This window comes from Hyalangium gracile (assembly GCF_020103725.1).
GTDB lineage: Bacteria > Myxococcota > Myxococcia > Myxococcales > Myxococcaceae > Hyalangium > Hyalangium gracile.
On record NZ_JAHXBG010000001.1, the window covers coordinates 183543 to 204333 of the forward strand.

At 66.0% G+C, this 20791-nt stretch carries 16 protein-coding genes; 14 read left to right on the forward strand and 2 right to left on the reverse strand.

The window, feature by feature from the left end; genetic code table 11:
- The first annotated feature begins 281 nt into the window (after positions 1–281).
- The 9 genes from KY572_RS00855 to KY572_RS00895 all read left to right on the forward strand — a co-directional run bounded on the left by KY572_RS00855 (position 282) and on the right by KY572_RS00895 (position 10832).
- Positions 282–1592 carry an AAA family ATPase gene (locus KY572_RS00855; protein ID WP_224240208.1) on the forward strand — a complete coding sequence of 437 codons (1311 nt, stop codon included), beginning with the start codon at positions 282–284 and terminating at the stop codon, positions 1590–1592.
- Positions 1589–2488, forward strand: coding sequence for a DUF4435 domain-containing protein (locus tag KY572_RS00860; protein WP_224240209.1), 900 nt, complete (start codon positions 1589–1591; stop codon positions 2486–2488). Before KY572_RS00855 ends, KY572_RS00860 begins: the two co-directional genes overlap by 4 nt.
- Before the next feature lie 374 nt (positions 2489–2862).
- The gene (locus KY572_RS00865; RefSeq protein ID WP_224240210.1) at positions 2863–3336 is read left to right on the forward strand and encodes a helix-turn-helix domain-containing protein; all 474 of its coding nucleotides are present in this window, start codon (positions 2863–2865) and stop codon (positions 3334–3336) included.
- A 474-nt stretch (positions 3337–3810) separates the two neighbouring features.
- Complete coding sequence (locus KY572_RS00870; protein WP_224240211.1) at positions 3811–4731, forward strand: DUF6310 domain-containing protein; 921 nt, start codon at positions 3811–3813, stop codon at positions 4729–4731.
- Between the two features lie 4 nt (positions 4732–4735).
- Positions 4736–5491: a DUF5953 family protein gene (locus KY572_RS00875; protein WP_224240737.1), complete on the forward strand. Its 756-nt coding sequence runs from the start codon at positions 4736–4738 to the stop codon at positions 5489–5491.
- Between the two features lie 1321 nt (positions 5492–6812).
- Entirely contained in the window at positions 6813–7298 is a 486-nt protein-coding gene (locus tag KY572_RS00880; RefSeq protein WP_224240212.1) for an RNA polymerase sigma factor, read from the forward strand.
- Positions 7295–7999 carry a DUF4384 domain-containing protein gene (locus tag KY572_RS00885; RefSeq protein WP_224240213.1) on the forward strand — a complete coding sequence of 235 codons (705 nt, stop codon included), beginning with the start codon at positions 7295–7297 and terminating at the stop codon, positions 7997–7999. Before KY572_RS00880 ends, KY572_RS00885 begins: the two co-directional genes overlap by 4 nt.
- Positions 7996–9552 carry a caspase family protein gene (locus tag KY572_RS00890; protein ID WP_224240214.1) on the forward strand — a complete coding sequence of 519 codons (1557 nt, stop codon included), beginning with the start codon at positions 7996–7998 and terminating at the stop codon, positions 9550–9552. The genes KY572_RS00885 and KY572_RS00890 overlap by 4 nt, the downstream gene beginning before the upstream one ends.
- Positions 9552–10832, forward strand: coding sequence for a right-handed parallel beta-helix repeat-containing protein (locus tag KY572_RS00895; RefSeq protein WP_224240215.1), 1281 nt, complete (start codon positions 9552–9554; stop codon positions 10830–10832). Before KY572_RS00890 ends, KY572_RS00895 begins: the two co-directional genes overlap by 1 nt.
- A 27-nt stretch (positions 10833–10859) precedes the next feature.
- Here KY572_RS00895 and KY572_RS00900 read toward each other — a convergent pair whose 3' ends face one another.
- Together KY572_RS00900 and KY572_RS48025 are read right to left on the reverse strand one after the other, a co-directional pair.
- A complete protein-coding gene (locus KY572_RS00900; protein ID WP_224240216.1) occupies positions 10860–12539 on the reverse strand; it encodes a DUF4082 domain-containing protein in 1680 nt (559 codons plus the stop codon).
- 245 nt (positions 12540–12784) lie between these two features.
- Complete coding sequence (locus tag KY572_RS48025) at positions 12785–13009, reverse strand: hypothetical protein (RefSeq protein ID WP_407659860.1); 225 nt, start codon at positions 13007–13009, stop codon at positions 12785–12787.
- Positions 13010–13355: 346 nt separating this feature from the next.
- Between KY572_RS48025 and KY572_RS00910 the strand changes: the two genes are divergently transcribed.
- The 5 genes from KY572_RS00910 (at position 13356) to KY572_RS00930 (ending at position 20785) form a co-directional block, all read left to right on the forward strand.
- Entirely contained in the window at positions 13356–14807 is a 1452-nt protein-coding gene (locus KY572_RS00910) for an MBOAT family O-acyltransferase (protein ID WP_224240217.1), read from the forward strand.
- 12 nt (positions 14808–14819) lie between these two features.
- Entirely contained in the window at positions 14820–15998 is a 1179-nt protein-coding gene (locus tag KY572_RS00915; RefSeq protein WP_224240218.1) for an alginate O-acetyltransferase AlgX-related protein, read from the forward strand.
- A 236-nt stretch (positions 15999–16234) separates the two neighbouring features.
- On the forward strand, positions 16235–17410 hold the full coding sequence (locus tag KY572_RS00920; protein WP_224240219.1) for a hypothetical protein: 1176 nt from the start codon (positions 16235–16237) through the stop codon (positions 17408–17410).
- Between the two features lie 165 nt (positions 17411–17575).
- On the forward strand, positions 17576–19618 hold the full coding sequence (locus KY572_RS00925) for a HEAT repeat domain-containing protein (protein WP_224240220.1): 2043 nt from the start codon (positions 17576–17578) through the stop codon (positions 19616–19618).
- Between the two features lie 99 nt (positions 19619–19717).
- The gene (locus KY572_RS00930) at positions 19718–20785 is read left to right on the forward strand and encodes a Hint domain-containing protein (RefSeq protein WP_224240221.1); all 1068 of its coding nucleotides are present in this window, start codon (positions 19718–19720) and stop codon (positions 20783–20785) included.
- Positions 20786–20791 lie beyond the last annotated feature (6 nt).

A 20791-nucleotide genomic window follows, 5' to 3' on the forward strand; every position in this document is an offset into this window, starting at 1 on the left:
CGGCGCCTCCCAATGCCCGAACTGCGGGCGGCGTCATGCCGTGGGCCGTGTGGCGAGCATCTTCCATGCCCGGTCCAATGCCGCAGGAATGGTGCGCGCGAAGTGGAACTGAACCGCAGACTTTGAGATACTTCGATTTTTAGCCGAGACCTGCGAGACTTGAGGTCGCGAATGAAGCCATGCAGCACGACAGATTGCTTAACCATGTGTCCGACAGGCCCTGTAGGCGCATCGGTCACCATAACTATTAACCCCATGTTGCAGCAGTGGCGGTGTAAATAATGAGACGACTCAAATCAATATCGATCACGGGTTTGTTTGGGAAACTCAATCATGCCATCACATTGAATCAGGAGCGCGGCATCACCATCATACACGGAGCTAATGGGACGGGTAAAACCACTGTTCTCAAAATTGTGAGCCAAATCTCGCGCACCATTCCCTCCTTCTTGGCGCGCCTTAATTTCAAGCAAATTAAGCTTGGTTTTCAGGACTCTCACGCGCTCACAATCCACAAGGATGGTGAGCGTCATCTTCATTTTGAGCTAACGCAGGGTAAAGCTAAGTTGGGTGATTTCAATACCAAGCGACTTGCCTCCATCCGCCCAGAATTCATCGCTTACGCAGTTGAGACTGGTGAAGAATCAATTCGCCCTCTCGGTTCCAACCGCTGGCTCGTTGCCAACGATCAGGTCGTTGCCACTGAGGATCTCTGGGAGCATATCCCTTTTGAACGACTGCTCCGAACGGGGAAGCAGCGAAGGGCATCTCTCGCAGAACTCCCTTCATGGCTTACAGATTTCTGGAAAGACTTTGATTGCACTCTGATAGAGGAGCAGCGACTACTGAGGGTCGAGGAGGATAGAAAACGAGGGAGGCCGCTTTTTAAACGAGTCGTGGAGGATTACGCCGACAAATTGCGGTCGCAGATCAAAGACGTGCTTGGCGGTTATGCGGAGCACTCGCAACAACTAGATCGCACATTCCCGCGAAGAGTCGTGGATGCGCTTGAATCACCATCGCCCGATTTCGCCGAACTATCACAGCATCTCGACAAAATAGAGAAGCGACGCGAGGAACTTCATCGAGCTGGCTTGATCGAAAAAGAGCCGGCTCTTGTTCAAATTGACCCCCAGAAATTAAAGAGGGAAGAAGTAGCTCAGATTCTCTCGGTCTATACTAAGGACACCCAGACAAAACTTGAGAAGTTTGACGACATTTACAGGCGCGTTACTCTGTTTGAGGAGCTAATCAACTCGCACTTTACGCGCAAATTCGTCAAGGTGTCCAAGGACAGGGGCCTCCATCTCGTTACTGACAACAACGAGCATCTTGATCCTGCCTCGTTGTCATCGGGGGAGCAGCATATACTTGTGTTGGTGTATGAGTTGATCTTTGGTGACATCCGACAGAACCACTTGGTGCTGATTGACGAGCCGGAACTTTCGTTGCATCCACTGTGGCAATTGCGCTTTATAGATGACTTGGAAAAGATCCGAAGCATCAATAGAATGGACTTCGTGTTGGCAACCCATTCGCCACAGATTATTGGCGACAAATGGCCCCTTACTCAGGAATTGTCGGTGTCATGATTCAAAACGGACATACCGTTGCTAATACAGTCATGATGGTAAGGGCTGCACAGGTCAAGAAGAAACCCATCGTGCTTGTCGAGGGCAGTAAAGATCACAAAGCGCTTGAGCATTGTCTTGGGGAGCGCGTTGAGTTGATCCCGGCGTATGGTAAAGACCTCGTCATTGCTGGCGCAAAGGTACTCCACGACGAATTAAACCAGTTCGGTTGGTACATTGCGGTAGTTGACGCGGACTTTGATCGAATACTTGGCATCGAGAATGCGCATGCAGTCGTCCTCGTGTCGGATGCGCACGACATGGAGTGCGAGTACGTCAAGAGTTATGCCATGGAGAAGGTGCTTCGCGAATATGGCTCGCGCAGTAAAATCAAGCGCCACTTCAATGTCGAGGATGTGTCAAATACGAGCGTTACGGCAGAGCATGTCCGTCAAGCCATTTTCGGTCCGGCCTCTGTCTTCGGCGCGGCGCGCCTCGTCAACGCAAGACACAAGCTTAATCTCGACTTCAAGGAGATTCGGCACGACAAGGCGCTAGAGCCTAAAACGATCAACGTCAAAGTAGATCGTCTCGTTGAGCTTGTTGTTATCAAAAATGCAGACAGGATTGTTGATAGGTCGTGGCTTATCAGTGAGGTCGAGCTTGTTCTTGGGGAGAAACACGAGCCGTGGCAGCTTTGTCAGGGACATGATGTCGTCAAGATTGTGGCATTGGGATTGCGCCGATTATGGAGTTCTCAATCTCCAGATGAGGATACTATCGAGAAGGCGCTAAGGCTTGCTTTTGATGTTGAGTGTCTGAGGGGCAGTGCATGTGGCAGCGCCATACTCAAGTTTATCGAAGCGTTCGAGACTCGCGGCGCTACGGTCACAACAAGCGGAAGCGCCTCGGCGTAGAGCATGCTCTCCTCTGATAGCCCGGCTCACAGATCTCGTCGCTGCGTTGGTGATAGTCTTGTCCACCTGTACCGAGGGCTGATGCAGCCCGTAACTGGAGGCGGATCTGCGCGCGGGCCTCGCGTCGCTCGCGACAGCCTACAGAGCCGCTGAGGTGCTGGAAGAGGGCCGCAACTCACGGGACGGGGCCAGCATGAATCGGCGCGTCGCCGGGCCTACGAACGGGAACGGGTTACCCCCAGCCATAGAGGAGGAAGAGGACATCATCACCGCGCCGGGCGGGGGCAACTAGCCGCCCTCGCTGACCGTAAGCGTTTGTCGCTGGCTCCCACGGGGCCTCAACTCGTCCGACAGGGCAAAGCCGCAGGTTCCACATGGAGAAGACCCCCGTGAACACTCCTGCCGCTGCACACTCCGGCCGCCTCACGGCGCAACGCCGCAAGCGATCCTTTCTTCCTCGCCACGTCGAGATCCGACAGGACAGGCTACCGGCCACCCTTGGCGCGGCGTTGAAACAGGCACGCCAGCGCGCGGGAATGACTCAGGCAGAAGTCGCCCAAGGTATCGGCAGCGCCGCCGAGGTGTACGGGCGCATGGAGCGGGGGGGCGCGCTCCCGAGCGTTTCCACTCTCCTGCGGCTATGCCTGATTCTCGGAAGCGGGCCCCATGAGCTGATGGGGTTCTCTCCGGTGGCTCCGTGGCAGGAGGCATCCGGGGCAGTCACGGTGCCGCCCGGCCTGAACGACACGCCCGAGAAACGGCGCCTGCTGCGCCGCCTCGCTCGCCTCGACAGTCCGAGGATCAAGGTCCTGTCGCGCCTGGTCGCCTTGCTTCTCCCGGGACACTGAAGCCCATCGGGAGCGGGCCTGCTGGGTCGCGCGGGAACGGGGCCGCGTCGTGCGCTGGGGCACGCGGAGTGAGGCAGGGATGAGGCGGACTCGAGAGCGCGGAGGTTCACGCGGCTATGAGCGCGGCTCGCCCCCGGATTCGACTGCGAAACGCAGCGAAACGCGGTGGGGGTACGGAAGGGGTATCTAGCCAGGTTCGGACCAGAAATGCCGCCTAACTATCTGTAACAACAGTTGATTCTTTCCGGGTTCGATTCCCGCCGCCTCTACACTTTTACGGCGTGATGACGGGTGGTTGGGCGGTCGCGAGGGGAACTGCCGGGCGATCGCGGTCGGCGCGGGCCGCACGCTGGATCCCGCAAGGTGTACCGCTGACTCTGGTGCTCCAAGGCGGGGGCTGCGAGACTCGTGAGCGCTCCGAGCGCACTCGCTGTCGAGCGTGGCCGACAGTCCCCCTTCCATAAGGTCAGCATCATGCTTCACCGCACATGCATCGCGCTCCTGATCGTTCTCTCGGCTTGCGCAACGACGAATCCGAGCCCGGCGGAGCGGGAGGACCCGAATCTGAGATTCGCCAACCTTCAGCGGGCGGCGCAGTACCCCTGGACAGATGGTGGGCATTGCGTGCTGCGAGAAGCCTCCAACGAATGGCCTGTCCTGGCGGAGAGGTGCTTTAGCGCGCTCGATCACGACAGAGTCAGGTTTCAGGATATCACGGGGAGATGCGCAGTAGCCTCTGCGCCTGCGGCTGCCGCGACTCTGGGAGGCGTCGGGCTTTGCCTGTTTGCGTCGCCAGTCGTTGTCACTGGAGCAGTAATTGTAATTGGCACCGTAGTGGTGGCGGTTGTTATCCAAGAGGGGATCAATGCTTATGAACGGAACGCATCCCGTGAGCGTGCAAAGCCCAAGGCTCAGCCACAACCATCCAATGAGCAGGAACCCGTGGCGAACAGAGAGCCCAAGCCGGAAGGGTTGGGCAGGGACTGGCTCCCACCCGTATCCTCCGCTCCCTCGGAGCGCTCTGAGTGCAGGCCTATCCCAGGACCTCCTCGTGGAGGAAACGAGCCGCATAACGAGTGTGCCAACAAGGTTCCAGGCAACGACTTCCCCGGTCTGAATGTGCTTATTAGAGGCAAGAGCACAGTCAAGAGCTTCGATGCGCTGGTGCTCGCTACGCGCACGCTGTGGGAGGTCAAGACCTACAACCTTGGCCACCAATCGCCCCGCTCCCGGAAATTCCTTGTCGAAGTGAAATTGCCGCAGATCAGAGAAGAAGCCAAACTCGCCAAGGAATGTGGCTATAACTTCGTCGTTGGCGTCACGAGCGCAGAGCACAAAGCGCTACTACAGAGCTTGGAACCGAACCTCACGGTCGTTGTCATGGATTGGTGCTGACGTGGTGCTTGTGCGCAACGAAATTGCTATCAGTGTCTATGCGCCGACGCTCGTGGGCGACGAGAAACGCCCTCTTGCCATCGCTCAAGGAATGGAGCGTGCGCTTCCTGATCTGCGGCTGGCGTGGACAACTTCTGAAAAGGAAGACCTCATCCCATTGCCTAACCGCGATCAGGGGCTAGCAACAGACAAGACAAACGGCGGTTTTTTCTTCCTCTGCAACGATGACGACGATCGCTTGGTGACTCTTAGCGGGTCGGAGAACCCTCTTGGTCTTGCAGCAGACGGTGTGCCGCACTTCGAGGTTCATGCGAGCCTGCCACTCGACACGGCGAGTATCGCGGCGGCAGCGGATGTGCTGGCAGCCATAGGGGAATTGGCTCTCGCGTTCTGGGGGCACGCGACGCCGTTCGACGCGGGTGTGGCGATCGCAGAGCAAACGAGTCCCACGGTGGAAGGGCCTCCGCGTCCTCCTCGGGGACTGCCAGCGCTCAAGCTTCCAGAGAAGATCCGCTCCCCGGAGATTCCGCATCGTCTCGGGTGGCTCAACTACTGGTCGGCCGCTGCTGCGAAGGCCATCGGATTCCCGGTCCCGGCCCGCGACGCCGAGCTGCTCTCACGAGCGCGTCGCACGGAGTCGGGCGGGTGGGTAGTGCAGCTTACCGATGCGCCGCTTGACCTCGACAACCCCGCCCACTTGGACGCGCTCAAGCGGGCTTACGAGCGCTTCCCGGAGATCGGCGGGCGCGGCTCGCCGTGACCCTTCAGCTCGGGGCGCGCTGCGCGGGTGCTGGCCGCGCTGCTACACCTCGCCAGGGCACGCGCTACCGTCCGCCTTCCACGGACCTCTCGTGAGCCATGGGAGACCAAGGAACTCAGGCCGCTCGCGCCCGTAAGCGGATTGACCCTGTTGGGCTGCATGTGCCCCCAATGTGCGTGCGCCGTGAAAGGTGCACTTGACCAGCGGGTGGAAGTCCCGCCCGAGGAGGAAGTCGACCCCCGCGGTAGCTATCTGGCGGGGACGAGGGGTGACCCTCGGACTCGAAGCCCAGAGACAGAAGGCCTCGGAAAGGAGGTCGAGCAAGCTGACAGGCCGCAACGTGAGTGAAGCCCGAGCAGGCCCCGAAAGGGCAATCGTGGAAGCCGACCTGGCGCACATACGGGGAAGGCCATGTGTCCAGCGAGAAGGTCGACGAAGCATCGCTGGATGTTCCACCGGGGTAGTGGGGCGCGGCATGTGAGCACACGGTGAGGTGCGCAACACGGGAGACCTGGTCCAAGCAGGATGGCGACCCGAACACGCTGTTGGAGCGTGGTGAGGGCCAGGAGTCGGAGGGGCCCGTAGTACCGAGGAAGCGGGTAACGACCGTGGAGGGAAGAGGCCCTGGTTCAGGATGCTTCGCACACGGAGCAGTAAGGGATGTAGCAAGGCCCCGGCCGCCGTCAGGCGAGCCCAGGTTTTCTTTTCTGGCCGGGCAGCCAGGGACAGGCGAACGAGCCGGCAGTGCTCGTGGCACTGCATGGCGCCGCCGTCAGGGAGCAAGCTCGCGATTCAACGCCTCCGCCATTCGCGAAACCGCTCCCGGCAACGTGCCGAGGTCGTGGCTGCCGCCGTCGTACTCGAAGTAGGTGAAGACGTTGCTCGGTGAGACACGTCCGGCGTCCGTCATCGCGGCGGCGAGCGCGCGAATACTGGACCGAGGCCGAGGGGTCGGCGGTTCCATGGTGGACCTGTGTCGCGGGCAACCTCGTCGGCGCGGCCAGCGCGCTGGTGGCCGCCATGCGCCGCCGCATCTCCACGTAGCCGGCCTCGGTGATGAAGAGTCCGGCATCGGGTTTCACCGTGACCTGATCAACCGGGATGAGCGAGCACAGCAGCAGCGTGGCAGGGTCTTCGTGCTTCTGCGCAGGGGTCGCCAAGCAGTGCATTTGACCACGGCAAGAGGGACGTTGCCCCTCAGTGTCGTTGGCGTGAAGGTGCGTGTTGGCGCGCAACGAACTCTCCGCACCCGGCTTCCGATGCTCGAAGGCTGGGTGTACGCTCGCAAGCGTCGAGCCTCCTCCCTCTCTCGTATTCCCTGATGCACGACGGAGATGCCCTCAGCGAGGTCTGCCGCAGGCTGGGACCGGCCATCTACCGCCGTTGTCTGAAGATCCTGCGCAATCCGGATGAGGCGTCGGACGCCTGTCAGAAGGTCTTCATGCAGCTGGTCCGCCACCGCTCCCGACTGCCCCCGGAGCCCGAACAGCTCCGCTGGGTCTACGTGATCGCAACGCGGGTGTGCTTTGCCCAGCTGCGAGACGATGCCTGGGAGACGGCAAGCGGGACGGAGCTGAACCACGACGCGCCGGCCCCCACCGACAGCTTCGCGGAGGTGGCCGACCGACAGATGGCCCGCAAGGCGCTCTCCCGCGCCACGGAGCACGAACGCATGGTCGCGTGGCTCGTGCTCGTCGACGGCCATTCCCAGGAGGAAGCCGCCGAGCTTCTTCGCCTCTCGCGCAAGACGATCGGCAAGCGCATCCAGCTCTTCTTGGCGAATGCCCGCCGGGAGATCTTCGAATGACCCCACCACGTACGGCGCAGTGCCCGAGCGACCTCGCGCTCGAGGAGCACCTGCTCACCGCGAACCGCGAGGTCGCCCAGCACATTGCTGGGTGCGCCCACTGCCAGAGGTGGGAGCGATCCGCCGCCGAGGCCGCACGCGTGTTTGCTCGCGAGAGCCCTCACTGGATGGCGAAGACCCGGGCGAGGAGCTCGCCGGTGCGGCGATGGGCGCCGCTGCTGCCGATCGCGGCCCTTGCCGGAGCGGCATTGTTCCTCCTCCGCCCGCCACCGCCGGAGGCGCCGCTCCATGCGACCAAGGGCGAGGTCCTCACCGTCTACATCGGAGGACAGGGCGAGCCGCGGGCGGCGGCGCAGGGAGAGCGGGTACGACCGGGAGAGGAGCTGCGCTTCCACGTGGCGCCCGGCGCTCGATCGTTCGTCTGGATTGCCTCCGTCGACTCGACGGGCACGGTCTCGCGCCTCGCGCCCGCGGAAGGGACGCCGCCGCTCTCGGTCGAGGGTGCGCAGCTGCTTCCGGGTGGCGCGGTGCTCGATGCGACCGGGGGACCTGAGCGAATCTGGGCGGTGATCTCACAGGAGCCCCTGAGCTGGGCCGTCGTGGAGCAGGCACTCCAGGGGAGCCCGGTGCGCGACCCCGCGGCAATCCACATCCCCGGTGCTCGAACCGCCACGGTGCTGCTCGAGCGAGGCGCTCCATGAGCCGGCTTGCGCTGATCGCCGTGGTCTTCTGCGCTGCCTCCTCGATGGCCCAGATGCCCGAGCGGCGCTTCGCCATCACGGTCGGCAACAACGTGGGCGCGCCAAGTCACTCGCGCCTCCGCTTCGCCGAGGCGGACGCCTCGCGCTTCGCGGACGTGCTGAGGGAGCTCGGGGGCTTTCGCGGCGAGGACGTCCGCGTGCTTCATCATCCCACCCGCGCGCAGCTCCTCGCCGAGGTGCGTGCGCTCGAGCAGCGCATCTCCGAAGAGGCCCGTGGCTCCTCGCGGCGAACGCTGCTGCTCTTCTACTGGTCCGGACATGCCACGGAGCAAGGTCTGGAGCTCGGGAGCGAGAGCCTCTCCTTCGCGGAGCTCCGGAAGCTGCTCGGGGCCTCGCGCGCGCACGTACGGGTTGCATTCGTGGATGCGTGCAGATCCGGAGGGCTCGTCACCACGAAGGGGGCGAAGGCCCTGCCCAGGGGGTTCGAGCTCAACGTCACGAGCGACGAGTCACCCGATGGAACCGCGATCGTCGCGTCCTCCGGCCCGGGGGAGAACGCGCTCGAGAGCGCGGAGCTTCGCGGCAGCGTCTTCACTCACCACCTGACGGCCGCGCTTCGCGGTGCGGCGGATGCCGATGGAGATGCTCACATCACGCTTCAAGAGGCCTATCGCTATGCCTATGCGAAGACCGTCTCGCATACGGCTGAGGTCGCGGGAGTCCCCCAGCGGCCAACGTACGCCATGGACTTGAAAGGCAAGGGCGACCTCGTGCTCGCCGACCTGCTCCGTGCGGATGCGCGGCTCATCTTCGCCCCCGGGACAGCGCCCGACAGGCGCTGGCTCGTCGTGCGCGACGAGGGGCTCGGCGAGGTGCTGGAGATTCGCGAGGATCCGGTGAAGCCACGGCGGCTCGCGCTGCGTGCCGGACGCTACCGCCTGATTCGCACGACGGCGGACGACGTGCGGACCGGTGCCTTCGAGCTCATGCCCAGGGAGGAGCGGACGGCCACGACGGTCACGTTGACGCAGCGCCCCTTCGCCGAGCGATGGGAGAAAGGCGGCGAGGCCCCAGGAGATGGCTTCGGCTGGGAGCTGGAGCTCCTCGCCGCGGTGGGCCTCAACACACCTCCACTTCGGGGCATGGGGCTTGCGCCCGCGCTGCTGCTGGGAGGGGACCTCGCGGTGGGCGCATCCCAGACGCTGCGGCTGCGCGCGAGATACCAGGACGGCCGGGGCCTGGATGCCGGGCTGCCTTATGGGCTCCGGAGCCTCGGAGGTGACGTCGCCTGGCTCTGGCGGCTTCCTGTCCGAGGCCTCGCGGCAGGCGGCCGACTGGGAGCCGATGCGGTCAGCCAGTCCGTGGCGAGCACCTCGGCGGGGACGGCGTTCCGTGGGCGCGCCGGTGCGGTGCTCTCCTATGCGCTTCCCATCGCGGGACAGCTCTCCTGGTTCGCGGAGGCCGAGGCACAGGTCGCCTCGTTCAGATTGAATGACCGCGCTGTTCTGAGGCCCGGGTTCGAAGCCGTTACCGGGTTGAGCTTCCGGCTCTGATGCGCGCTCCCCTCCTCATCGCGGCGCTGGCCCTGCTCGCGGGTGCGTGCGGCGAGAGTCTATTCGATGCGCGAGGGCGGACCGACGTTCGCCTCATCGGGCGCGAAGGGGGCACCGTCACCTCCCGTGATGGCCGCCTCCGGGTGACCCTTCCGCCGGGTGCGCTCGAAGCCGAGGAGACGGTCTCGATCCGGGAGCTCGGCGTCCAGCGCTGGTCGGTCGGAATGACGTATGCCCTGGAGCCTTCGGCACGCACGCTCGCCCTCCCCGCCCAGGTCGAGATGCGCGCCGACTCGGCGCCAGGCCACCGAGGCCCCGCTTCACTCGTCCGCGTGACTCGGGACGGCCTCCCTGCCCCGATGGCCGGCTCCTGGAGCGAAGGGACGCGAAGCTTCGGCCAGCTCTCCACGCTCGAAGCTCTCGGGCTCGCGCAGCCCATGTGCACCGAGCCCATCGAATGCGCGGATGGCTTCCGGTGCGAGGACGGCGCGTGCAAGGCATGTCCCGCCAACGTCTCCTGCCGGGCCAACCCCGCCCTCCCCGGTCCGCTGAACACCGGAGTTCCCGCGGGCTCGGCCCTGGTCCGGCACGAGGGGGACGTCGTGCTGGACACACCGGGCGCCGTGCTCGAGGACCGAGACATTCGCGGCCGGCTGATCATCCGCGCAAACGACGTCACCGTTCGCCGCTGCGTGGTCCACGCGCCGGTGCCACGCGAGATTGACGGCATCATCAGCGTGGCGGGAGCAACGGGCGTCTTGCTGGAAGACATCGAGGTCTTCGCCGAGGAGTCCTCGACGCTCCAGTGGGGGGTGATGGGCGGAGGTTTCACCGCGCGCCGGCTCGACGTGCACGGAGTCGTCGTCGGGATGAGCCTGAAGTCCGGCGCGCGGGTGGAGAGCTCGTGGATCCACGGGCTCGACCCGGTGGGTGCCCAGTACGGCATCAGCGTCTTCGAAGGGCGTGACATCGGCATCCACGACAGCAATGTGCACGGCCCGGGTGATGAGGCCGGCGCGGCGGTCTTCGTGAACCAGCAGGTAGGGCCGACGCGCGACGTGCGCATCGAGCGCAACCGGCTCGACCGCGGCAGTTGCATCGTGAACCTCGGCCATGCGGGCGGAGCGAGCCTTCCAGGCATGGTGGTGCGCAACAACGTCTTCGGCGCCCGGACGGTCTTCGACTGTGCCGTGCTCGTGAGCACCCAGACGCAGCTGTCCGCCGAGGGAAACGTCTGGGAGGCCACGGGCGTGGAAGTCCCCATCGAGCGGCATGATTGAGACCTCCACGGTGCCTCGAGGGCCTCGCTAGTTGGAGGGGGGAAGGACCGTCCCATCCTCCCAGGTGTTGTTGGACCAGACGTTGCCCGGCTCCGAGGTGTCGAAGCTGGTGATGGCTCCGTAATAGCCACAGCGTCCGCTCGAGCCGCGACCGAAGACGTTGCCGATGAAGCGGATGTTGTTCGTCATGCCCGAGTACGGCTTGCCGTTGGACGACCCGCCATAGGCGCAGAAACCTCCCGTCGTGCCCGGGAAGTAGTTGTTCTCCACCAGGTTGTTCTCGACAGGGGCGAAGTCGCCGTAGCCGGTGAGCCCCGCCGAGCAGCCCGCGTCGGGCGGCACGTCCGGCGCGTCGCACGTGATGGTGTTGTGCCGGATGATGGCGTTTCGCCCCATCCGGATGCCGGACTCGTGCGCGGTTCCCGTCTCGTCCGTCATCTGGCCGTGGACGTAGGAATCGCGAATCTCACAGTCTCGCCAGCAGTGCATGGAGCGATTGCCCCCCTGCACGTGCACGCGGACGGCGGTAAAGTCCACGGCCCCGACGCCCGTTGCGACGCGGTCTCCCGCGTCGACGTGAGAGTCGGTGATGGTGAAGGAGTAGCCGGTGGAGTTCTCCTCGGTGGCGACGCTCCCGTTGATCTTCGAGTTGCGAATCGTGACGCCCGCCGCGCGGATGAGGAGATCACAGTTCACGGTCTTGGAGTCGATGACCGTATTGGCCACGGTGATGGTGCACGGCCCCGTGTAGGCCGTGAGCTGCGTTCCCGCCGGTACGCCCGTATTGCTCGCGTTCGGAAAGCCGCCGGACGGCGCGGTGGGAGAGGTCGTCGCCGTGACGCCGCTCGAGGCGGCGCTGAGGTTGCCGGCGGCATCCCGCGCCTTCACGAAGTAGCCGTAGCTCGTGGCCGCCGTGAGACCGGTGTCCGCGTAGGTGCGGTTCGCCGTGGAGGCGATCTTCACCCCATCGCGGAAGACGTCGTAGGCAGTGACACCGACATCGTCCGTCGAGGCGTTCCAGCTCAGGTTGATGGTGCTCGAGGACGCCGCGGACGCGACGAGCCCCGTGGGCGCACCAGGCGCCTGGGTGTCCGCTGTGCTGCCTTCCGGAAGGAAGACCACGTCCACGGCGTAGTCGGTGTTCTGGTAGCCCTGCGTTGGGAAGCCGCCGCCGTAGCGGTAGACGCCGTTCACCCCGTCCACTCCCGAAGCGAGCCCGCGAATGGGCCCTCGCGACTGCTCCGAGCTGAAGCCGCCCACCGTGGCTGCGTACCGTCCGGCCGAGGCGTAGTACGACACGACATAGGTCGTCCCAGCACTGACCGTGACGGGTGAGGCAAAACGCACCGTCTGCCACCCCACCGTCGTCTCGCTCGTGGAGTTCGCCTCCGCGAGCTTCGTGCCCTCCCGGCTCCACAACCTCACCCGGTGCGGGCCGGCATTCTGGGCCCCACCCTTGAAGAAGCGCACGCCGCGGATCGTGCCGGGGACGGACAGGCGGAATTTCATCCCGAGCTCTACCGCGCCGGTATCGGCGTCCATCGGGATCGCGGGACGGGCCGTGTCCAGGAAGAGCGAGACTTCGCCCGGGTCGAGTGACCGGTTCTCACTGGGGAGCTCCTCCTGGACCGCGACATCGTCCACCGTTCCCGCGGAACAAGCGGACAGGAGAAGGAAAAGGACTGCTCCGAGACTCTGAACTTTCATGAGGACTCCCTCCAAAAAGGTTTCTTTTCGGGCGGGCTAATGCGCGAGCCGCGATTTCTGGGAACCTGGAGGGAAAGCAGTGAGCCCGGGGTGCCTCAACCCTTTGGAATCACTGAGGATGTCCTGCTGCGGAGGACTCAAGAGGAGAGTGGGTTCGATGGCATGCGGAGCCAGATGGAGGCGTTCCGGCTCGGCACCGCCGGCCTGACAACTCAGAAGGAAGCACGGCGATCCGCTCGAGTCCCTCAAGGAGCGGGGGGCTTCGCTCGAGGTGGCGCTCGGCAAGGACGCCCCGCTTCCGAACCATCCACCCCTTCCATGGCGATGAACGGAGGCCGCGAGCCTCCAGGGCTCAGCCAGTCCCCGTGGTCCACCAGCTGGGGAATGCGCGGGTGCAGCGTGCGCGAGAGCAGCTCCCGCTCCCGCTCGAAGCGTGGATCCTCCGGCAGCAGGGCGAGCTTGAGCGCCACGGGGGCAGGTGCTCCTGGCCCATGCGCACGGCGCGGTAGACGGCACCGTGGACGCCCCTGCCCGCCCAGTCCACCACGCGCCAGGGCCCCACCCGCGTGCCCAGAGGCAACAAAGCGGGGTGAAGCGAGGATGGGGAGGCGCTCTCCATGAGGCTTCGAGCCCCGTCGCCGTCGGGAACGCCTGCACGCTCGCTCTCGGCAAGCTCGCAGGCCTTCCGGGCGGCGGAGCAGGCGCGAGAGAAGGGCAGCGGCCGCTCTCCCCTGTGGTCAAGGCGGAGGGCTTTCCTCTATGTTGCGCGGGCATCAGCGGCTTGGCTGGTCGCTCCCCGCGGTGCTCGCTGTCCCCATGCTCTTCACAGAACCGGCGTTCCTCTTCCTGTTCCTGCCAGTCCTCCTGGCGCTCTACTTCCTGTCGCCATCCAGGGCCAGCAACGTCATCATCACCCTGGCCAGCCTGTTGTTCTACGCCATCGGCGAGTGGGCGTTCCTCCCGTGGCTGCTGGCTTCCACCGCGCTGAACTACGTGGTCGCCATAGGGCTCGAGGCCCTGCAGGGCAGTCGCTGGCGCAAGCCGCTGCTGGCCCTGGGCATCGCCACGGATCTCGCCCTGCTGGTGGTGTTCAAGTACGCCACGCTCTTCACGGAGAGCCTCAACGGCCTGCTGGCCGCGGTGGACGCAGGGCAGCTGCCCGTGCCGCAGATCCCCCTGCCGCTGGGGATCAGCTTCTTCACCTTCCACAAGATCTCCTACAAGATCGACGTCTATCGCGGGGTGGCCCAGGTCCGACGCAACCCGATGGATCTGCTGCTCTACATCCTGCTCTTCCCGCAGCTCATCGCGGGCCCCATCGTCCGCTACCACGACATCGCCCAGGAGCTGGTGCGCCGCACCATCCGGTGGACCGACTTCTCCGAGGGCGTGCGTCGCTTCATCCTCGGCATGGGCAAGAAGATGCTGATCGCCAACACGGTGGCGCTCGTGGCCGATCGCATCTTCGCGCTCCCGGCGGACCAGCTGTCCACCGGCCTCGCGTGGCTGGGGGTGGTCTGCTACACGCTGCAGATCTACTTCGACTTCTCCGGCTACTCGGACATGGCCATCGGCCTGGCGCGCATGTTCGGGTTCCACTTCCTGGAGAACTTCAACTTCCCCTACATCTCCACCTCCATCACCGAGTTCTGGCGGCGCTGGCACATCTCCCTGTCGCGCTGGTTCCGCGACTACCTCTACATCCCGCTGGGCGGCAACCGGGGCTCGCCGCTGCGCACCTACGCCAACCTGGTCATCGTCTTCCTCCTGTGCGGCCTGTGGCACGGAGCGAACTGGACCTTCCTGGCCTGGGGCGCCTTCCATGGGGCCATGCTCGTCATCGAGCGGCTGGGGCTGCTGGAGAAGCTCGAGCGGGTGCCGCGCCCGCTGCGCCACGTCTACACCCTGCTGCTCGTCATGGTCGGCTGGGTGCTGTTCCGGGCCGACTCGCTCGCGCAGGCCGGCGTGTTCCTGCGCGCCATGGTGGGGCTGGGAGCCGCGGGCGGCGTCGAGCACACCGTGGCGCGCTACCTGGATGATGCCGTCATCGTCGCGCTCATCGCCGGCGTGCTCGGCTCGGGTCCCGTGTGGAGCTGGTTCAGCACCCGGCTGGAGCAGCTCCGCGCGAAGGCTCGGGGACTGGCGCAGGGCCTGACGGGGGTGGCGATGGCCGTCGGCTCCAACGCCGCCCTGGTGGCCATCCTGCTGGCGTCCTGCACGCAGATCGCCTCCGACACCTACAACCCCTTCATCTACTTCCGCTTCTAGGTCACCGCCCCCATGTCCGAGACCGTTCCTGAGTCCACGCGTGAGCCCCGCTTCCTGGCGGTCCTGCGCGTCCTCGCGTTCGTCCTGGCCATCTCGGCGCCTGGCCTCGGCCTGGTGCTGAAGTCCGGGGCGGAGACGACGAAGACGGGAGAGGCCCTGGCGCCGTTCCCCGCCACGCCCGGCTCGCTCGAGGCGGCGGCGCAGTGGCCCACCGGCTTCAAGGCCTGGTTCCGCGACCGTTTCGAGTTCCGCCGGGAGCTCATCCGCTGGAACGCCCTGCTCAAGGTGCGGCTGCTGGGGGTGTCCAGCTCGCCGAAGACCGTCGTGGGCCGCGAGGGCTGGCTCTTCTACGCCGACGAGCGGGGCGTCGAGGACTTCCGGGCGACGGCGCCCTTCACGACCGAGGAGCTCGCGGCCTGGCGTGCCGTCATCCAGGACTGGGGGGCCTTCCTCTCCGCGCGCGGCATTCCGCTGATCCTCGTCGTGGCGCCCAACAAGCCCACCGTCTATCCCGAGTACGTCCCGCGGTGGATGACGCGGGTGGGGCCGCAGTCCCGGCTCGAGCAGCTGTACGCGAGCCTGGCCGAGGACAAGAACATCGAGCTGCTCGACATCCGGCCGGCGCTGGCGGACGCGCGCAAGCTGGGCGTGCCCCTCTACTTCCGCACCGACACGCACTGGAATGATCTCGGGGCCTATGTGGCGTTCCGGGAGATCGCCGGCCGGCTGGCGAAGCGGTTCCCCGGCGTCAGCGTGCCGCCTCCCGTCGAGAGCCTGCAGCTCTCCACGACGCGAGGCAGTGGAGGAGACCTGGCGCGCTTCCTCGGGCTGCATGAGGAGCTCGAGGAGGAGGTGGTGAGCATCTCCTCCAACGAGCCGCGCCTGGCGCGCTTCCTCAATGGCACCCAGGCTGGCATCACGCTGAAGGACATGGAGTACGAGCCGCGCCAGGCCTCCGAGCGCCCCGGGGCGCCCATCGGCCGCGCCGTCATCTTCCGGGACTCCTTCGCCAACGCCCTGCTGCCCAGGCTGGCGGAGCTGTTCGGCCGGGGCGTCTACGTCTGGACGACGGACTTCGACTACGCGCTCGTCGAGCAGGAGAAGCCAGACGTCGTCATCGTCGAGCTCATCGAGCGGGTGCTGATGCGCCCCGCGCCCCGGCGCGCTCCGATGGCGGTCAACCAGCAGTAGCGCGGGCTGGTGCCTGGCCGGAGGTGGGGCCCTGATAACGGCTGTTATCAGCCCACGGGCCCGCGCCTCGGCACCCCAGTTATCACTGATAACGACTGTTTCCAGACTCCCGCATCCCGTGGAGAGCGGCAACCCCACGGAATCACGGGAAGTCCATCAAGGTCGGACAGCCTCTCGTGGCTGGCGCGCGCCGTGCACAAGGGCCGCGAGCCGTTCCACTGACTGAGAGGCTCCCCATGATGAAAGCCGTATCGCGTGCGTTCGCGCTCGTCGCGCTCACCTTCTCCACCCTGGCGTCCGCGCAGGACTTCCAGGACACGACGCCCTACGTCGTCGACAGCGTGAAGTACCCGTACACCATCTACCCGTCCAACACGCAGCTGAACAACAAGATCCCCTGGGAGACGCAGGTGCTCCCGTTCGTCGAGAACGGCACCTATACGCCGCCCGAGCAGGACGCCGTCGTCAACAGCGAGGCGCAGCTGCTCGGCGCGCCCGTGATGTTCGACATCAACGATGGCCTGCGAAACGTGAACCAGCTGCAGGCCATCATCCCGGAGGCGACCACGCCGACCGTGCCGCCGCCCTCCGAGACGCCTCCGACGCAGACCTCGGCCGGCAGCCTCATCGGGAAGAGCTCGCTGCCTCGCAGCGTCTACTACCAGCGCACGGAGAAGTTCGGCAACTCCCTGTTCGGCGCGGGCTACAACATCAACACCTCCGTCACCGCGACGCCTGCGAACACCACCCAGGCCAGGAAGCAGGAGGCGCTCGCCGAGGGCCGCATCTACGGCACGGCCTTCTCCTTCGAGCGCGAGCTGGTCCGCGGCCGCGCCTACGTCTGCGGGCAGCAGTCCGGCTGCAACAGCGGCACCGCCGCGCTGTACGCCATGGGCTCGCAGATCTGGAGCGCCAACCTCGCGGGCTCCTTCGCGCCGGCGCCCATCAACTGGAGCCGCACGTTCTTCTCCGTCTCCAAGTCGTTCATGGTCGGCCCCGTGCCGCTCACCGTGAAGGCGCTGCTGACGGGCGCCGTGAAGATGGGCGTGTCCGGCCAGGTGAACCCGGCGCTCGCCGCGGTCACCTCGTACGCGGGCGGCGTGGCCAACGTGGTGGCCTCCGCCGCGGTGAACGTCGCCATCGCCGCCTTCGGCGTGTCCGGCTCGCTGAGCCTGATCAACGCCACGGCGCAGGCGGCGGCCAGCCTCGGCTGGAACCTCTGCTCGCCGACCTGGTCGCTCAAGGCCGACCTCAACCTGAGCGCGCTCTACGGCTCGCTGAATGCCTTCGTGAGGGTGAACTTCCTCTTCTTCAAGAAGACCTGGAACGTCACCATCGCGAGCTGGCCCGGCATCTCCCGGTACGTGAACCTGCTCAACTCCAGCGGCACCATCACGAGCCTGGGCTGCTAGCCCGTTGGACTCCGCCCCGCGCCGGCCGGGCCCCCGAGGCACCGGCCAGCGCCAGGGCGGGACGCACCGGGTGCTGACTCCTCGGTCGAGCGATCGGCCGAGGAGGCGGCGCCCCCCTCCCCACCAGAACTGAAGCGGCGAGAGCCGCTGACTCGGAGCACCCCCATGCGCAAGTCGGGTAACGCGGTCGGCAAGCCATCCACTGTCACGGGACGAGCGTGGACACCAGGACAGCTCCTGGCGGGTCAGCGCGCACGCGTCCTCCTCGGGGTGACGCTCCCCCTCTTCACCGCCGGTCTCCTGGGCCTGTGGATGGTGGCAGCCCCGGCTCCCTCGGAGGCTCCCTCCCAGGCTTCGCCGGCTCCCCAGGCCGGCGCTCCTTCGGCCGGAAGCGCGTCGGCGCCCACCCAGGCCATGGCCTCCCAGTCCTCCTCGGGGACGCGCGCGTGGCGCCCGGGCTCGCTCTACCGGTACTCCCTGAGCGCCGACCAGAAGGTCACCTTCCGCCCCATCCAGCCCGGCGCGCAGGCGCTGCCGTCGATGCGGTTCAACCTCCGGGGTGAGTGGAACGTGGGCGTCGTCTCCGCCGACGCCGAGCGCGTCGATGCCCGGGTGAACCTGAAGCTCTCCTCGCTGTCGGTGGACATTGGCGACGGCGGTCCCCTGTCCCCCGAAGTCCAGCGCGGCCTGGCCGCGGCCCTTCAGCTGCCCTTCTTCCTCACGACCGACAAGACGGGGCTGGCGACGTTCACGCACTTCGAGCAGGGGACGGACACGCTCGTGCGCAGCATCCTCCGGAGCGTCGTGGCGAGCTCGCAGTTCGTGCTGACCGGAGCGCCGCGCGCCAACTGGAGCGCCGAGGAGTACGACAACACGGGCCGCTACCACGCCGTGTATCAGCGCCTGGCCGGCGACCGCTTCCAGAAGCGCAAGGAGTCCTACTCCCACGTGGCCTCCCCGCAGGGGCTCGAGCCCCTCAACGGACAGATCCACATCTCCGTGAACGCCGTGAGCACCTTCGAGCTGGAGCGCGACCTCTGGCCTCGCTGGCTCGAGGGACAGGAGCGCGTGGAGGTGGAGGCGGGCCAGACGATGCCCCCCACCACGTATGAGTCCTCCCTGAGCATGAAGTTGCTGGAGCACCGCCCGGACCCGACGCTCATCGGCACCTTCGCGGCGCGCCGGGCCTCGCTGAGCTCCGCCTCCATGGCCAGCTTCCAGGGCGTCGAGCAGGACCCGATGGACCAGCACCGCCAGGTGCTGCAGGGCAAGGACTTCGACACCCTGGTCCAGGAGCTGCGCTCGCTGCCGGAGGACCCCAAGGCCCGAGACGACGCGCGCACCCAGGCACTGGAGCAGCTCCGGGCGCTCTTCATGCTCCGCCCCTCGGAGGCCCTCAAGGTCCCCGGCGTCATCCGCGAAGGCATGGATCCGCTCGCGGCCAGCCCCATGCTCGGCGCGCTCTCCGCAGCCAGCACCCGCGAGGCCGTCCAGGCCCTGGCGGAGGTGACCGGCGACGCGTCCATCTCCACCGACATCCGCATGGACTCGGTGGCCGCGCTGGGCGTGGCGAAGGACCCCACCTCCGAGGGCCTGGAGGCCCTGCGTGGCGCGACGCGCGAGGCGGACGGGATGCTCCGGGACACGGCGAAGCTGGCGCTCGGCAACGCCGCCTTCCAGCTCTCCGACACGGACGCGAAGGGCGCGGAGGCCCTCATGCACGAGCTCCACAACGAGTACAGCTCCGCCGCAAGCTCCGAGCAGCAGGCCCTGGCGCTGCGGAGCCTGGGCAACACCCGCTCGCCGGACGCGCTGAGCGTCCTCGAGGAGGCGCTCCGGTCCGGGGATCCGCTGCTCCGCCAGGCCGCCATCGAGGCGCTGCGCGTCATCCCGGATCCTCGCGCCGACCAGCTCCTGGCCGAGTCCATGCTCCGGGATCCCGCCCCCGAGGTCCGCCGGGTCGCCGTCTTCGCCAGCAGCTTCCGGCCCCTGGCGCCCCTGCTCCCCGCGCTGGCGCAGGCGCTGCGCCTGGATCCCACCGACGGTGTCCGGGTGGACGTGATCCACCTGCTCGGGGAGCAGCGAGCGGCGCTGCCGGAGGCCCTGCCCCTGCTGGCCTGGGCCAGCCAGAACGATCCGAACCCGGATCTCCGGAAGGCAGCCGCGAGCTTCGTCAACCCGCCCGCGACGGGCGGCTCCGCTCCCTGAGGCCGCGCGAAGCACCCACCAATTCCCGTGCCGCATGGCGCGGCACGCACAAGCGAGGACGTCTGAATGTTCCCCAGGTTCTGGAGTGCCCTTGGCCTGATGGTGTGGGCCGCCCTGTCGCCGATGCAGGCGCAGGCGCAGCCCATCCTCACGGCTCGCTGCACGGTCGACAGTCTGAGTACGAACGCGGAGGCGGCGGCGCGGGTCGAGTGGGCTCGCAAGTGCGGGACGATCCAGAACGTCGGAGATCCGACCGCCTTCTTCGACACGGGCACGAGCTCCGCGAGTGGTGGGACGCTGAAGGACTACCTGGAGTCGGATCCCGAGAGGAACCCCGAGGGCGAGGGGGCGTTCACGGGCCCTGACTATCTCTTCAAGGTGAACGCCTCCACGGTCCTGGCCCTCTACCTGTCGGGGCCCACCTACCAGGCGGTGGATGCCGACGGGTACTTCAAGTGGTCGCGGGACTCGTGGCGCAGGAAGGGGCGCCAGCTCTACCCCACCTTCAGCACCTCGTCGGACATCACCGCCCAGGACAACATCCAGCTCTTCCCTCACAGGACGCTGGCGGACTGCATGCTCTACTTCGACAAGGAGAGCACCCAGCCGGCCTTCACGGCCTTCCATGTGAACGGCTACTGCGAGGCGGCCTGCTACACCCCCGAGCAGAAGATCCTCTTCTCCAGCGGAGAGGTCCCCATCCTCGAGGCGGTGCGGTCGCTGCGTGAGGACCTCATCACGCTGACGCCGGACTCCACGCTCGACAACCTGCGCCTGCAGCGCAACAGCACCTACAGCTACACGCGAGAGCTGCGCGACGCGGAGCAGAAGCTCTGCATCATCACCACCCAGTCGGGCGGCAAGCTGAGCGTCACCCTGGAGCACCCCGTCATCAACGGCGAGGGCCGCATCGTGCAGGCGCAGACCCTCGAGGTGGGCGACGCGCTGGTCAAGGCGGACGGCACGCTGGATCCCATCGTGGACATCCAGCGGACCACTTACTTCGGCAAGGTCTACAACATCGCGCCGGTGTCGACGGACCTGGTGTCCAACATCCTCGTGGCGCAGGGCTACCTGGTGGGCTCCGTGCGGTTCCAGAACGACGAGGCCCGCTACCTCAACCGCATCCTCCTCTACCAGTCCGTGCCAGACGACGTCCTCCCCTAGCCCACG